Below are 14,608 nucleotides of genomic sequence, written 5' to 3'. Positions count from 1 at the left end.
GGGCGGGCCGCCGCCGGCATGGGATTCTGGGGTACGTGACCTCTCCCGCTGCGGTCCTGCGCCCGCTCACCATCGGCCCCCACCAGGTGTGGCCGCCGGTGGTGCTCGCCCCGATGGCCGGCATCACCAACGTCGGTTTCCGGCAACTCTGCCGGGAGCAGGGCGGTGGCATCTACGTCTGCGAGATGATCACCACGGTCGCGCTGGTGCAGCGGAACCCGAAGACCCTGCGCATGATCGCCTTCGGCGCCGACGAGCGGCCGCGCAGCCTCCAGCTCTACGGCACCGACCCGGAGATCACCGCCCAGGCGGTGCGGATCGTGGTGGAACGGGACCTGGCCGACCACATCGACCTGAACTTCGGCTGCCCGGTGCCCAAGGTGACCCGGCGGGGTGGCGGGTCGGCCCTGCCCTGGCGGCGGCGGCTGTTCGCCCGGCTGGTGCGGGCCGCGGTGGACGCCGCAGCACCGGCCGGGGTGCCGGTCACCGTCAAGATGCGCAAGGGCATCGACGACGACCACCTGACGTACGTCGAGGCGGGGCTGGCCGCCCAGGACGCCGGGGTGGCGGCGGTGGCCCTGCACGGGCGGACGGCCGCGCAGCGGTACTCCGGCACCGCCGACTGGGACGCCATCGCCACCCTCAAGCAGGCGCTCGACGTGCCGGTGCTCGGCAACGGCGACATCTGGGAGGCCGACGACGCGCTGCGGATGGTGGCCCACACCGGGGTGGACGGGGTGGTGGTCGGCCGGGGTTGCCTGGGGCGGCCGTGGCTCTTCGCCGACCTGCAGGCCGCGTTCGAGGGCCGCCCGGAGCGTCGGCTGCCGACCCTCGGCGAGGTGGCGGTGACCATGCGGCGGCACGCCGAGCTGCTGGTGGCGCAGTTCACCGCCGGCTCGCGTACCCCGGCGCGGGGTGAGCGGGACGGCTGCACCGACTTCCGCAAGCACGTCGCCTGGTACCTGAAGGGTTTCCCGGTGGGCAGTGAGCTGCGCCGGGAACTCGCCATGATCGAGAGCCTGGCCCAGCTCGACGACCTGCTCGGCAAGCTCGACGCGACCGAACCGTTCCCGGTGGCCGCCCTGGGGCAGCCGCGCGGCCGGACGAACTCTCCCGGCAAGGTCTTCCTGCCTGAGGGCTGGCTGGCCAGCCGGGACGACGACACCGTCCCCGAGGGCGCCGAGCTGGACGACTCGGGCGGCTGAGGCCGGCCCGCCCCGCCGTCGGAGCGCGGACCGGGGGTGACGACGAAGGGCCGACCCCCTCGGGGGGTCGGCCCTTGCGGTTCGGTACGGGTCAGGAGGCGTAGCCGCGGCTGGCGATCCAGTGGGCCAGCTCGCCGACGTCGATCCGGTAGGAGGCGGTGTCCGGGTTGGCGGAGTCCGCGATCGTCACGACCCGCCCGCCGTCGCGGTAGCCGACGACGCTGATGTAGTGCCCGCCCTCGAAGGAGTGGGTGTTGCCGTCGGTGTCGGTGGCGGTGCCGGCGATGTTGGCGACCACGGCGCGGCCGTCGTCCACCGCACGGACGATGTCCGCGCGCAGCTTGTCGATCCGCTTGCCGTCGACCTTGCCGGCCGGGATCTCCGTGCTGCGGTACGCGTCCTTGCGGCCGATCTCCTTGTTCAGGATCGGGGTGATGTCGTTGATGCTGTCGGTGCCGTCCTCGGTGGTGCCCATCTCCCTGGCCATCGCGTCCACGTCGATGTTCTTGCCCTGCACGCTCAGCGCGTTACGGGCGGCGGCCGGGCCGCAGTAGTAGAAGTTGGGCTGGGCGGCGTAGTCGACCTTCAGTTCACGCTCGCCGGCGGGCTTGCGGTCGGTCTGCACGACGGCGGCGGGCCGGGCGGTCTCGGCGGCCTGTGCGGCCAGCGCGGGGCCGGCGATGCCACCGGCGGTGACGGCCAGGCCGGCGGCGGTCAGCACGGTCTTACGCAGGATGTCGGTACGCATGATGGGGTGCTCCTCTGCATCTCGGGGGGTGCCACGGCGCGTCCCGCAGGGGGTGCGGTGACGCGGCGGTGCGGCATCGGCAGGTGAAGAGGAAGTCGTGACCCCGGCCGGGTGACGTGCGTTCCGGCAAGGCCGCCCTGCTGGGCGGGGCCGGGCCGGGGACTGGCCGGGGCGATCGGGGATACCAGGTGTAACGACCCCGCCGGGCCGACGATTCCGCCCGGCGGGTGGCCCCCCGTCACTCGCCGCCGGGCCGATCCGTCAGCGCCTCGTCACCACCGACGACACCCGTCGGCAAACCCACCATCCGGTCACTGAAAGTCATAATCCGCCCACCGACCCCAGCGCCCCTCCGCACCCTTTGCTCTGCTGCCCTCCCCGCGACAGTCACCCTTTGTACCTGGCGCATATGGAGCAGCAGAGCAAAGCGTGCGAGAGAGGTATGTGGTGGTTACTGGCGGGGGATGAAAATGCGCAGCTCAGGGTGGGTTGATGGTAGAGGGGGTGCCGGGGCCCGCTGATCATCGCCGAAGGTGGTCACTCTGTGTGATACGCGTGGCGCTTCGTGGCAGATGTGACTGGCTGTGATCGGAGAGGTGGTGGGCGGAGGTCCGGCCGGTGATCCTCCGGAAGTCGGAGAAGCCTGGACCTCACGGAGAACCCCGTGCTGGAAACCCGCCCCGGAGCTTCCCGCGCCGGAGGCTCCCGTGCAGGAGGGGCCGCCGGGCCGGGGAGTCCGCCGGGCCGGGGAGTCCGCCGGGTCGGGAGGTCCGCCAGGTCGGGGCGCCCGCTGTGCGGGGAGGCCGGGCGGGTCCGGGGCGACGGTGGTCACCGCGCGTCGGGTGTGGTGGCGGTGTCTCGGGCGGATGAGGGCTGCCCGGGGGCGGGATTCCGGTGCGTTTCCGCAGCGTCGGGGAGGTGCCGCCCGGCCGGTGCGGCGGGCCAGGGGATCTCCGGGGACGGGTGGAAGGCGATGCCGGCGGCGTGCCAGCGCGGGCCGTGGCCGGCCAGCCGCCCCCGGAAGCCGGTCCAGCTCCGGGTGGACGGCGTGGACCAGGCCACCTCGGCGAGGGCGGGCAGGCGCGGGAAGACCATGAACTCGATCTCGGCCAGCGAGCTCACCGACTCGGTCCAGAGCGGGGCCTCCACGCCCAGCACCGCCTCGGCGGGGAAGCCGGTCAGGTGGGTCGCCGGGTCCCAGTGGTAGGCCCGGTGCACGTCGATCAGGCCCGCCCAGTCGTGCCCGATGGGGGTGTCCGGGGCGTATTTCATGTCCAGGTAGGCGTGGTTGCCGGGGGAGAGGATCACCCGGGCGCCCCGGCGTACCGCCTCGGCCACCGCCGGGTCGTCACCGTCGGTGCCCCACCACTGCAGCACCCGGCCGTCGACCTGCCCGGCGGGGGCGATCTGGTGCCAACCGACCACGGTCCGGCCGAGCCCGGCGACGATCCGCTGGGCCCGCTCCACGAACCCGGTGTACGCCGCCCCCTTGACCTTGTACGCCTCGTCGCCGCCGATGTGCAGCCACGGCCCGGGGGTCAGCGCCGCCAACTCGCCGAGCACGTCGGCGACGAAGTCGTACGTGCGCTCGTTCGTGGGGTCGACGTAGCTGAAGCCGACCTCGGTGCCGGTGTACGGCGGCGGCGCGACCCCGTCCGGGGCCAGCTCGGGGTACGCGACGAGGGCCGCGTTGGTGTGGCCGGGCAGGTCCACCTCGGGGACGACGGTGACGTGCCGCCGCGCGGCGTAGGCGACGATGCGCCGGTAGTCGGCGGCGGTGTACCAGCCGCCGGGGCCGCCGCCCACCGCGGTACGCCCGCCGACGGTCGCCAGCCGGGGCCAGGAGTCGACGGCGATCCGCCAGCCCTGGTCGTCGGTGAGGTGCAGGTGCAGGTGGTTGAGCTTGTACCGGGCGAGGTGGTCGATCACCCGGCAGACGTCCTCGACGCCGAAGAAGTGCCGTGCCACGTCGAGCATCGCGCCCCGGTAGGGGAAGCGGGGCCAGTCGACGATGCTGCCGCCGGGCACCACCCAGTGCTGCGCCACCGGGGTCCGGCTCTCCACGGCCACTGGCAGCAGTTGCCGCAGCGTCTGCACGCCGTGGAACAGGCCGGTGGCGGTGCCGGCGGTGATCCGTACCGTGTCGGGGTCGATGTCGAGCCGGTAGCCCTCGGCGTCGCCGGACACCGTCGCCACCGGGCCGTGTGGTGCGGCGGCGGAGAGGGTGAGCTGGAGCGGGCCCGGGGCGGGCGGCAGGTCGGCGACCGGGAGCGGGTAGCCGGTGGCCGGGCGGAGCAGCTCGGCGAGGTGGTCGGCGACCTCCCGGGCGTCCGCGTCGGCGCTGACCCGGATCGCCGCGTCGGCGGCCAGGACGAAGTCGGCGGCCGGTCGCGGCCGGACCGACGTGGGCGCCGGCACCACGTCGCCCAGGCCGATGGTCGGCGGGGTGAGCAGCCGTCCGGCGGCCTGCGTGGCGCTGCGCGCCAGCGCGCCCGCAGCCGGCGTGACGGCGCGCGCGACGCCGGTACGTGGGGTACGCGACACGGGGCGGCTCCAAGGGGTGTATTCGCGAGGGATATGGCAAAGGTCAGGTTTGGCGCAACGGGTGACGTCAAGAGTACGAGGGGGAACCGGAATTGCGTGATCGTGCTCGTGGAAGCGTTCCCAGAAACCCGCGTGAACGCGGATAGTCGGGACGGCTGTGCCTATTGTCACCGAACGGTCCCAGCCCGCCTGATGTTCGCTTAACCTTCGCCCACCGAACGCTGACCAGGCCGGATATCCGGTGGTCGGCCCCGGGGTAAGTCAGAACTGAACCTTCGTTAAGTGTCAATTCCGGCGCGCGTGGGAGGCTTCTGGTGACAGCGCACGAGACGGACAAGTACGTCTACGACTTCGCCGAGGGCAACAAGGATCTCAAGGACCTGCTCGGTGGAAAGGGTGCCAATCTCGCCGAGATGACCAATCTCGGCCTGCCGGTGCCACCGGGCTTCACCATCACCACCCGGGCGTGTCAGGCGTACCTGGCGACCGGGCGGGAACCGGACGGGCTGGCCGGGCAGATCGAGGCCCACCTGGAGGCGCTGGAACGCGCGATGGGCCGCCGCCTCGGCGATCCGCAGGACCCGCTGCTGGTCTCGGTACGCTCCGGGGCCCGGTTCTCGATGCCCGGCATGATGGAGACCGTCCTCAACGTCGGGCTCAACGACCGCAGCGTCGTAGGACTGAGCGACCAGGCAGGGCAGAACGACCGGTTCGCCTGGGACTCCTACCGCCGGCTCATCCAGATGTTCGGCAAGACCGTCTGCGAGGTACCGGGCGAGGAGTTCGAACACGCCCTCGACGAGGCCAAGCGGGCCAAGGGCACGCACGACGACCTCGACCTGGACGCCGACGACCTGCGCGGGCTCGTCGAGACGTACAAGAAGATCTTCGCCAAGCACACCGGACGGGAGTTCCCGCAGGAGCCGCGCGAACAGCTCGACCTGGCCATCCGGGCGGTCTTCGCGTCGTGGAACGCCGAGCGGGCGATCCTCTACCGCCGCCAGGAGCGCATCCCCGCCGACCTGGGCACCGCCGTCAACGTGGTGGCGATGGTCTTCGGCAACCTCGGGCCCGACTCCGGCACCGGAGTCGCCTTCACCCGCGACCCGGGCAGCGGCGCGCAGGGCATCTACGGCGACTACCTGGCCAACGCCCAGGGCGAGGACGTCGTCGCCGGCATCCGCAACACCGTGCCGTTGCAGGAGCTGGAACGGCTCGACAAGACCTCCTACGACCAGCTGCTCGACATCATGGCCCGGCTGGAGGGGCACTACCGGGACCTCTGCGACATCGAGTTCACCATCGAGCGCGGCAAGCTCTGGATGCTCCAGACCCGGGTGGGCAAGCGCACCGCCGCCGCCGCGTTCGTCATCGCCGGTCAGCTCGTCGACGAGGGCCTGATCGACCTCGACGAGGCGCTGCACCGGGTCAACGGCGCGCAGCTCGCCCAGCTCATGTTCCCCCGCTTCCAGCTCGACCACGAGTTCGAGGCGGTCGCCCGGGGCATCGGGGCCTCCCCGGGGGCCGCGTCCGGCGCGGTGGTCTTCACCTCCGCCCGCGCGGTCGAGCTGGCCGCCGAGGGGAAGTCGGTGATCCTGGTCCGCCGGGAGACCAACCCCGACGACCTCAACGGCATGATCGCCGCCCAGGGCATCCTCACCTCGCGCGGCGGCAAGACCAGCCACGCCGCCGTGGTGGCCCGGGGCATGGGCAAGACCTGCGTCTCCGGGGCCGACGAGATCGAGGTCGACGTGCCGGCCAAGCGGTTCACCGTCGGCGGGCGCACCGTCTCCGAGGGTGACGTCGTCTCCATCGACGGCACCACCGGCAAGGTCTACCTGGGCGAGGTGCCGGTCACGCCGTCGGAGGTGGTGCAGTACTTCGAGGGCACCCTCGACCCGGAGCGGACCGACGATGCGCTGGTCCGGGCCGTACACCGGATCATGAGGCACGCCGACGCGCGGCGGCGGCTGGCCGTGCGGACGAACGCCGACACCGGGGCCGACGCGGCCCGGGCCCGGCGCTTCGGCGCCGAGGGCATCGGCCTGTGCCGCACCGAGCACATGTTCCTCGGCGACCGGCGGGAACTTGTCGAACGGCTGATCCTCGCCGCCACCGACGTCGAGCGCACCGACGCGCTCGCCGCTCTGCTGCCCCTACAGCGCCAGGACTTCGTGGAGATCTTCCGCGAGATGGCCGGACTGCCCGTCACCGTCCGGTTGATCGACCCGCCGCTGCACGAGTTCCTGCCCCCGCTGGAACAGCTCGCGGTCAACGTCGCCGTCGCCCAGGAACGCGGCGAGGACGTCGCCAAGGAGGAGGCGCTGCTCGCCGCCGTCCGGCGGATGCACGAGGAGAACCCGATGCTCGGCCTGCGCGGCGTGCGCCTCGGCCTGGTCATCCCCGGCCTGTTCGCGATGCAGGTCCGCGCGATCGCCGAGGCCGCCGTCGCGGTCACCCGCGACGGCGGCACGGCCTGCCCGGAGATCATGGTCCCGCTGGTCGGCGCGGTCCAGGAACTGGAGACGGTACGCGCCGAAGCCGAGAAGATCATCGCCGAGGTGGTCGGGGACAGCGGCGTCCAGGTGCTGATCGGCACCATGATCGAGGTACCCCGGGCGGCGCTGACCGCCGGCCAGATCGCCGAGGCGGCGCAGTTCTTCTCCTTCGGCACCAACGACCTCACCCAGATGGGCTGGGGCTTCTCCCGCGACGACGTCGAGGGCGCGTTCTTCTGGCGCTACCTGGAACTGGGCATCTTCGGCATCTCCCCGTTCGAGTCGATCGACCGCGACGGCGTCGGCCGGCTCATCCGGATCGCCGCCGAGGAGGGCCGGGCCGCCCGACCCGGGCTGAAGCTCGGCGTCTGCGGCGAACACGGCGGCGACCCCGACTCGGTGCACTTCTTCCACGAGGTGGGGCTGGACTACGTCTCCTGCTCGCCGTTCCGGGTGCCGGTCGCCCGGCTGGAGGCTGGCCGGGCCGCCATCGAGACCACCGGCTCCGACAGCCGCTGACCGCCCGCGACGCCCACCGGCCCACCGCCGGTGGGCGTCACGCGGCGTCGGTGCCCGGCCGGGTCGCGGGGTTCCCGGTGCGCGCGCCCTGCGGCGCGGCGCGGCGTAACCTGGGCTCCCGCGACCATGGGGTACGACGTGGAGGGGAGGCCGGATGGTGGAGCCGCCCACCCGACCACCAGGCGTCGAGGGGAACCCGGCCGACGCGCAGCGGTGGGTCGAGGAGACGCCCAAGGACACCGGCCACGGCCGATCCCCGTACGAGCGGGACCGGGCCCGGGTGCTGCACTCGGCGGCGTTCCGGCGGCTCGCCGCGAAGACCCAGGTGCACGTCGCCGGCACCGACGACTTCCTGCGTACCCGGTTGACCCACTCGCTGGAGGTGGCCCAGATCGCCCGGGAGATGGGGGCCCGGCTCGGCTGCGACCCCGACCTGGTGGACACCGCCGGGCTGGCCCACGACCTCGGGCACCCGCCGTTCGGGCACAACGGCGAGGACACCCTCGACGGGCTCGCCGCATCCTGCGGCGGCTTCGAGGGCAACGCGCAGACCCTGCGGGTGCTCACCCGGCTGGAGGCGAAGGTGCTCGCCCCGGACGGCAGCCCGGCCGGGCTCAACCTCACCCGCGCCGCGCTCGACGCGGTCAGCAAGTACCCGTGGCCCCGCCGCCCCGGGCTGCGCAAGTTCGGCGTGTACGGCGACGACCGCCCGGTCTTCGACTGGCTGCGCGCCGGCAGCCCCGCCCCTGGTGATCCCGACCCGTCCGGCGGGGCCCGCCGCTGCCTGGAGGCGCAGGTGATGGACTGGGCCGACGACGTGGCGTACTCGGTGCACGACGTCGAGGACGGTATCCACGGCGGCTACGTCTCGTTGCGCCCCCTCCTGAACGACCCGGACGAACGCGCCGCGCTCTGCGTCGACGTGGCCGCCGTCTACTCCGGGGAGTCCCCGGGTGACCTCGAAGAGGTACTTGTCGAACTGCTCGCCGACCCGGTGCTCACCCCGCTGGCCGGGTACGACGGCAGCCACCGGGCGCAGGTCGCCCTCAAGGCCACCACCAGCGTGCTCACCGGCCGGTTCGTGGCGACCGTGGTCGGGGCGACCCGGGACCGCTTCGGCCCCGGCCCGCACCGCCGCTACGCCGCCGACCTGGTCGTGCCGCGCCGGATCAGGGCGCAGTGCGCCCTGCTCAAGGGCATCGCCTGGCGGTACGTCATGTGCCGCCCGGACGCCCGCGCCCGCTACCAGCGTCAGCGGGAGGTCCTCACCGAACTGGTCACCGTGCTCGCCGACCGCGCCCCGGACGCCCTCGACCCGGTCTTCGCCCCCCTGTGGCGGCAGGCCGGGGACGACCCCGCCCGGCTGCGCGTCATCATCGACCAGGTCGCCTCCCTCACCGACCCCGCCGCCCTGACCTGGCACACCCACCTCACCTGAACACCGGCTCCCCACTCTCCCCACCCTCCCTGCTCTCCCCGCCTCCCGGCCGCCCTTGACCGGCGCCCCCGTCCCGCCGGGCCGCTCGCACCCGTCCCCGCCCCTCGCTCCCGCCCCTAACTCCCGCCCCTCGCTCCCGGTGATCAAGAGATTTGCGTCAGTTGATCAAGAGGTTTGCGTCAAAGTTGATCGCTGAATTGACGCAAACCTCTTGATCACCGCGGAGCGGAGCGGAGGAGCGGGGGGCGGGGGTGGGGGTGAGGGCGCGGACGGGTGAGGAGTGGAGGCTGGTGGGGTGGGGGAGGGAGGGGGTTGGGGAGTTAGGGTAACCTTAGTTTTATGGCGGAGCGCTCCAAGATGGTTACTGCGGCTCGGGTGGTGCGGACCGGACGGCCCACCCCGCACCTGGTCCGGCTCGTTCTCGGTGGGGAGGAGTTGGCCGGGCTGCCGGTGGGGGAGTTCACCGACCACTACGTCAAGCTGGTCTTCCCGCCCGACGGGGTGGAACTGCCGAGGCCGTTGGACCTGACGGCGGTCAAGCGGGAGCTGCCCCGGGAGCAGTGGCCCCGGCTGCGCGCGTACACGGTGCGGGCCTGGGATGCGGCGGCCGGTGAGCTGACCATCGACGTGGTGCACCACGGGGACGAGGGGTTGGCGGGGCCCTGGGCAGCGCGGCTGCGTCCCGGCGACGAGGTGCTGTTCGTCGGCCCGGGTGGAGCGTACGCGCCGGACCCGACGGCCGACTGGCACCTGCTGGTGGGCGACGAGAGCGCCCTGCCGGCGATCGGTGCCGCGCTGGAGCGGCTGCCCGAGGGCGCCCCGGCGGTCGTCCTGGTCGAGATCGCCGACCCGGCCGACGAGCAGGTGTTGCCCAGCCCCGGCGCGGTGGCGCTGACCTGGCTGCACCGGGCCGGCCGACCGGTCGGCGAGGCACTGGTCACGGCTGTCCGGGAGCTGGAGTTCCCACCCGGTCGGGTGCACGCGTTCGTGCACGGCGAGGCCACCTTCGTCAAGGAGTTGCGCCGGCTGCTGCGGGTCGAGCGGTCGGTGCCCCGGGAGGCGCTGTCCATCTCCGGCTACTGGCGGCAGGGCATGGACGACGAGGGCTGGCGCTCCACCAAGCCGGACTGGAACCGGCAGGTCGAGGCCGAGGAGGCCGCCGCCGTCGGCTGAGCGGGGTGATCCGGACCGGTCGTCGCCGCGTGCGGGCACGTAACGACGACACCCGGGGCGTGCGGCTAACGACCTCGGCCCTCCACGGGGCGTGGAAATGGGCGTAAACCGCCTGCTGCCGGCCCGCTGGCCGGGACGATACGACCATGGCTGAGCAGGCGCGGGACGTCGGTAGGCGGGCGGGTGGCCGGCCCGACCCGGTGGTGCTCGCCCTGGGTGTCGGCGGGGTGCTGGCGGTCGTGCTCTGGGGGGTGTCCGCGCGCGGTTCGCTTGCCGACTTCGGCGAGTCCGGGCTGGCGTGGGTGATCGGCACCTTCGGCTGGTTCTTCGTCGTCGCGGCGGACGCCTTCCTGGTGCTCGCGGTGGCCGTCGCGGCCTCCCGGTACGGCCGGGTCCGGCTGGGCGCCGACGACGAGCAGCCGGAGTTCAGCACGCTGGCCTGGGTCGCCATGATGTTCAGCGCGGGGATGGGCATCGGTCTGGTCTTCTTCGCGGTGGCCGAGCCGATCCAGCACTACGCCACGCCGCCGCCGGCGACCGGCATCGCGGCGCAGACCCCGGCTGCCGGGGCGGCGGCCATGCAGTACACCCTCTTCCATTGGACGCTGCACCCGTGGGGCATCTACGCCGTCACCGCGCTGGCGCTGGCGTACTCGACCTTCCGGCGGGGGCGGGACAACCGGATCTCGGCCGCGTTCCGCCCGCTGCTCGGCGCGCGGGCCGACGGGGTGGCCGGTCGGGCCGTCGACCTGCTCGCCGTCTTCGCCACGGTCTTCGGTTCGGCCACCAGCCTCGGGCTCGGCGCGCTCCAGGTGGCCGCCGGTCTGGACCTGGTGGCCGGCGTACCGGACACCCGGGCGGTGGAACTGACGGTGATCGGCGCGCTCACCCTGGCCTTCGTCGTCTCGGCCTTCTCCGGCCTGCACCGGGGGGTCAAGTGGCTGTCCACCACCAACGTCCTGCTGGCCGTGCTGCTGATGATCTTCGTGTTCGTGGTGGGGCCGACGATCTACACGCTGGAGGTGCTGCCCGCGTCGGTCGGTGACTACCTCAGCCGCCTGGTGTTCATGTCCACCCGTACCGGCGCGTTCTCCGACCCAGCCTGGCTCGGGTCCTGGACGATCTTCTACTGGGCCTGGTGGATTTCCTGGGCACCGTTCGTCGGCACCTTCATCGCGCGCATCTCGCGCGGGCGGACCGTACGTCAGTTCCTGGTCGGGGTCCTGCTGGTGCCCAGCGGGGCCAGCGCGATCTGGTTCGCGATCATGGGCGGCAGCGCCCTGCGTACCCAGGCTACCGGCACCCGCGACCTGGTGGCGGACGTCGGGGCGGGCAGCGAGCAGGCGCTGTTCGGGCTGCTGGACGCGCTGCCGCTGGGGACCGTCACCAGCGTGCTGGCCATGGTGCTCATCGCGCTCTACTTCGTGACCAGCGCCGACTCGGCGTCGCTGGTGCTGGGGTCGCTCAGCTCGGGTGGCGCGCTGCGCCCGCACCGCGTACTCGTGGTGCTCTGGGGGGTGCTGATCGGGGCGGTCGCCGCCGCGCTGCTGCTCGCCGGGGGCCTGGCCGCACTGCAACAGGCGACCATCATGGTGGCGCTGCCGTTCGTGGTGGTGATGCTCGGGCTCGCCGTGGCGCTGCTGCGCGACCTGGCCCGGGACCCGACGGTCAACCCGCACCCGGACCGGGACCGCCGGTCCGGGCTGGCCGCCGCCGTGCGGGCCGCCCGGTCGTACGACGAGGAGGACGCGCCCCCGGTCACCCGCTGGCTGCACCGTCCTCCCCGCTGAGCCGGGCGTTCGCCGCCCGCCCGTCCCCCGCCCGACGGATCGTCGGTCCGGCAGGGCAGGATGGAGGGCCGAGGGGGTGGCACCGCATGGCTGGGCGGATCCGGGACGAGGACATCGCGTTGGTCCGCGAGCGCACCTCCATCGCCGAGGTGATCTCGGACACGGTGACCCTCAAGTCGGCAGGTGGCGGCAACCTCAAGGGGCTGTGCCCGTTCCACGACGAGAAGAGCCCGTCGTTCAACGTCTCGCCGGCCCGCAACGTCTTCTACTGCTTCGGCTGCGGCGTCGGCGGCGACGCGATCAAGTTCCTGATGGACGCCGAGCATCTCACCTTCGTCGAGTCCGTCGAGCGGCTCGCCGACCGCGCCGGCATCCAGTTGCGCTACGTCGAGGGTGACCAGGCCGCCCCCCGGGCCCGCCCGCAGCAGGGGCAGAAGCAGCGGCTGGTCGCCGCGCACGCCGCCGCCGTGGAGTTCTACCAGGCGCAGCTCACCACGGCCGGCGCCCGTCCGGCGCGGGAGTTCCTGGCCCGGCGCGGTTTCGACCGGGCCGCCGCCCAGCGGTACGGCTGCGGCTTCGCCCCGGACGCCTGGGACCTGCTCACCAAGCACCTGCGCCAGCAGGGGTTCACCCACGACGAGCTGGTCACCGGCGGGTTGTCCCGGCCGTCGCGCTCGGGCACCCTGATCGACAGGTTCCGCCGCCGGCTGATGTGGCCGATCCGGGACATCGCCGGTGACGTGATCGGCTTCGGGGCACGGAAACTCTTCGACGACGACGACGGGCCGAAGTACCTGAACACCCCCGAGACGCCGATCTACAAGAAGTCGCACGTGCTCTACGGCATCGACCAGGCCAAACGGGAGATCGCCAAGCAGGGCCGGGTGGTCGTGGTCGAGGGCTACACCGACGTGATGGCCTGCCACCTGGCCGGGGTGCCGACCGCCGTGGCGACCTGCGGCACCGCCTTCGGCGCGGACCACATCGGCGTGCTGCGCCGGCTGCTGCTCGACACCGACGCGGTGGCCGGTGAGGTGATCTTCACGTTCGACGGGGACGCCGCCGGGCAGAAGGCCGCGCTGCGTGCCTTCGAGGACGACCAGCGCTTCGTCGGGCGTACCTTCATCGCGGTCAGCCCGGACAACATGGACCCGTGCGACCTGCGGTTGGCAAAGGGTGACCTGGCGATCCGTGACCTGGTGGCCCGCCGCGAGCCGCTCGTCGACTTCGCCCTCCGGCACGTCATCAACCGCTACGACCTGGACACGGTGGACGGCCGGGTGGAGGCGATGCGCCGGGCCGCGCCCCTGGTTGCCAAGATCAAGGACCTGGAGAAGCGTCCCGAGTACGTCCGCAAGCTCGCCGGTGACCTCGGCATGGAGATCGAGCCGGTGCAGCGTGCGGTGCTGGCCGCCGCCAACTCCCCCGGCGAACGGGAGGGGGCCGCCCCGCCCCGGGGCCGGAGCCGTACCGCCGTGCCCGCCGTGGACAGTCCGGAGTCGATGGTCGAGCGGGAGGCGTTGAAGCTCGCTCTCCAGGAGCCGGTCCTCGCCGGCCCGATGTTCGACGCGGTCGAGGCCGCCGAGTACCGGCACCCGGTGCACGTCGCGGTGCGTACCGCGATCGCGGCGGCGGGCGGGGTGGCCGTCGCGGCCGGCGGGGCGGTGTGGATCGAGGCGGTCCGGGACGCCTGCGCCGACCTGGCCGCCCAGGCACTGGTCGGCGAACTGGCCGTGGAACCGCTGCGGCTCGACGGCGAGCCCGACCCGAGGTACGTCTCGATCACCATGGCCCGGTTGCAGTGGGGCTCGGTGACCGCCCGCATCAGGGACCTCAAGTCCAAGATCCAGCGGATCAACCCGGTCACCCAGAAGGACGAGTACTTCGCCCTGTTCGGGGAACTGCTCTCGCTGGAACAGCACGCGCGGGCCCTGCGCGAGCAGGCCGCGGGAGGACTCTGATGGGACTGTTCGGCCGCAGGCGCAAGCTGCCGTCCGCCGTCCGCCCGCCCCTGGCCGCCGGTGAACGCGTCCTGGCCTGGGCCGCCACGGGTAACGGCAGCAGTAACGGCGCACCGCCCGCCGACCGGGTGTCCGCCGTCGACGAGGCGTCGCCCGCCGAGGGCACGTCGGCCGGTGCCGGTGCCGGTGCGTCGGTCGGCGCCGGTGGCGGGGTGCTGGTGGCCACGAACCTCGGGCTCTGGCTGCCGGGCCGGGGACAGCGGTTGGGCTGGCACGACATCCTCAAGGCCGTCTGGTCCGGGCGGGAGTTGACGGTCACCCCGGCCGCGACGGTTGCCGAGCGGGACGGCTACCTGGTGGTCGCCGACGGTCCCGCCGAGACGTACCTGCTGCTCGATCCGGGTGACCTGCCGCACCAGGTGCGGGCCCGGGTGACCCGCTCGGTGGCGTACACCCAGCAGCACCCGGTGCCCGGCGGCTCGGGGCGGATCGCGGCCCGGCGGGTGGCCGGGGCCGACGGTCTGACCTGGACGGTCCGCTACGACCCCGGCACCCCGGTCGACGCCGACGAGGTACGCGCCGAAACCGACCAGCTCGTCGCCGCCGCCCGCGCCGCCACCGCCCCCGCCGATCTCTGAGCCCTCGGCGTGGTCGTGGGGTGGAGATCGCGCTCAGTCGGCGACATAGCGGTATCACCGCGACCTGATGCCGCTGCATCGGCCCAACTGAGTC

The 14,608-nt window shown here is 72.9% G+C and carries 9 protein-coding genes; 7 read left to right on the top strand and 2 right to left on the bottom strand.

What is annotated here, in order from left to right; all coding sequences use genetic code 11:
* Positions 1-35 precede the first annotated feature (35 nt).
* Positions 36-1,205: a tRNA dihydrouridine synthase DusB gene (gene dusB / locus JQN84_RS18315; protein WP_204959537.1), complete on the top strand. Its 1,170-nt coding sequence runs from the start codon at positions 36-38 to the stop codon at positions 1,203-1,205.
* A 91-nt stretch (positions 1,206-1,296) separates the two neighbouring features.
* Here the strand turns inward: dusB and JQN84_RS18310 are convergent, their stop codons facing one another.
* Together JQN84_RS18310 and JQN84_RS18305 are read right to left on the bottom strand one after the other, a co-directional pair.
* Positions 1,297-1,953 (bottom strand): C39 family peptidase, encoded by a 657-nt coding sequence (locus tag JQN84_RS18310; RefSeq protein ID WP_204959536.1) that lies wholly within the window; start codon positions 1,951-1,953, stop codon positions 1,297-1,299.
* A gap of 828 nt (positions 1,954-2,781) precedes the next feature.
* On the bottom strand, positions 2,782-4,497 hold the full coding sequence (locus JQN84_RS18305) for a beta-N-acetylhexosaminidase (protein ID WP_307821301.1): 1,716 nt from the start codon (positions 4,495-4,497) through the stop codon (positions 2,782-2,784).
* A gap of 314 nt (positions 4,498-4,811) precedes the next feature.
* On the opposite strand from JQN84_RS18305, the gene ppdK reads away from it, so the two are divergent.
* The 6 genes from ppdK to JQN84_RS18275 all read left to right on the top strand — a co-directional run bounded on the left by ppdK (position 4,812) and on the right by JQN84_RS18275 (position 14,514).
* Positions 4,812-7,514 carry a pyruvate, phosphate dikinase gene (ppdK, locus tag JQN84_RS18300; RefSeq protein WP_204959535.1) on the top strand — a complete coding sequence of 901 codons (2,703 nt, stop codon included), beginning with the start codon at positions 4,812-4,814 and terminating at the stop codon, positions 7,512-7,514.
* Positions 7,515-7,668: 154 nt separating this feature from the next.
* Positions 7,669-8,952 (top strand): deoxyguanosinetriphosphate triphosphohydrolase, encoded by a 1,284-nt coding sequence (locus JQN84_RS18295; RefSeq protein WP_204959534.1) that lies wholly within the window; start codon positions 7,669-7,671, stop codon positions 8,950-8,952.
* Positions 8,953-9,291: 339 nt separating this feature from the next.
* Positions 9,292-10,125, top strand: coding sequence for a siderophore-interacting protein (locus JQN84_RS18290; protein WP_204959533.1), 834 nt, complete (start codon positions 9,292-9,294; stop codon positions 10,123-10,125).
* Positions 10,126-10,271: 146 nt separating this feature from the next.
* Positions 10,272-11,915, top strand: coding sequence for a BCCT family transporter (locus tag JQN84_RS18285; protein ID WP_204959532.1), 1,644 nt, complete (start codon positions 10,272-10,274; stop codon positions 11,913-11,915).
* An 86-nt stretch (positions 11,916-12,001) separates the two neighbouring features.
* Positions 12,002-13,876: a DNA primase gene (dnaG, locus tag JQN84_RS18280; RefSeq protein WP_204959531.1), complete on the top strand. Its 1,875-nt coding sequence runs from the start codon at positions 12,002-12,004 to the stop codon at positions 13,874-13,876.
* Positions 13,876-14,514 (top strand): hypothetical protein, encoded by a 639-nt coding sequence (locus JQN84_RS18275; RefSeq protein ID WP_204959530.1) that lies wholly within the window; start codon positions 13,876-13,878, stop codon positions 14,512-14,514. Before dnaG ends, JQN84_RS18275 begins: the two co-directional genes overlap by 1 nt.
* Positions 14,515-14,608: the final 94 nt, after the last annotated feature.

It is taken from the genome of Micromonospora humidisoli (assembly GCF_016900955.1).
Taxonomy (GTDB): domain Bacteria; phylum Actinomycetota; class Actinomycetes; order Mycobacteriales; family Micromonosporaceae; genus Micromonospora; species Micromonospora wenchangensis.
The sequence above is the reverse complement of the archived record's forward strand: the minus strand, read 5'-3'. Positions and strand labels throughout refer to the sequence as shown.

Bases quoted from the DNA above. Each gene is read 5' to 3' on its own strand.
- dnaG (WP_204959531.1), top strand. From the start codon at position 12,002: ATGGCTGGGCGGATCCGGGACGAGGACATCGCGTTGGTCCGCGAGCGC.
- JQN84_RS18310 (WP_204959536.1), bottom strand. From the start codon at position 1,953: ATGCGTACCGACATCCTGCGTAAGACCGTGCTGACCGCCGCCGGCCTG.
- JQN84_RS18275 (WP_204959530.1), top strand. From the start codon at position 13,876: ATGGGACTGTTCGGCCGCAGGCGCAAGCTGCCGTCCGCCGTCCGCCCG.
- JQN84_RS18295 (WP_204959534.1), top strand. From the start codon at position 7,669: ATGGTGGAGCCGCCCACCCGACCACCAGGCGTCGAGGGGAACCCGGCC.
- JQN84_RS18285 (WP_204959532.1), top strand. From the start codon at position 10,272: ATGGCTGAGCAGGCGCGGGACGTCGGTAGGCGGGCGGGTGGCCGGCCC.
- JQN84_RS18290 (WP_204959533.1), top strand. From the start codon at position 9,292: ATGGCGGAGCGCTCCAAGATGGTTACTGCGGCTCGGGTGGTGCGGACC.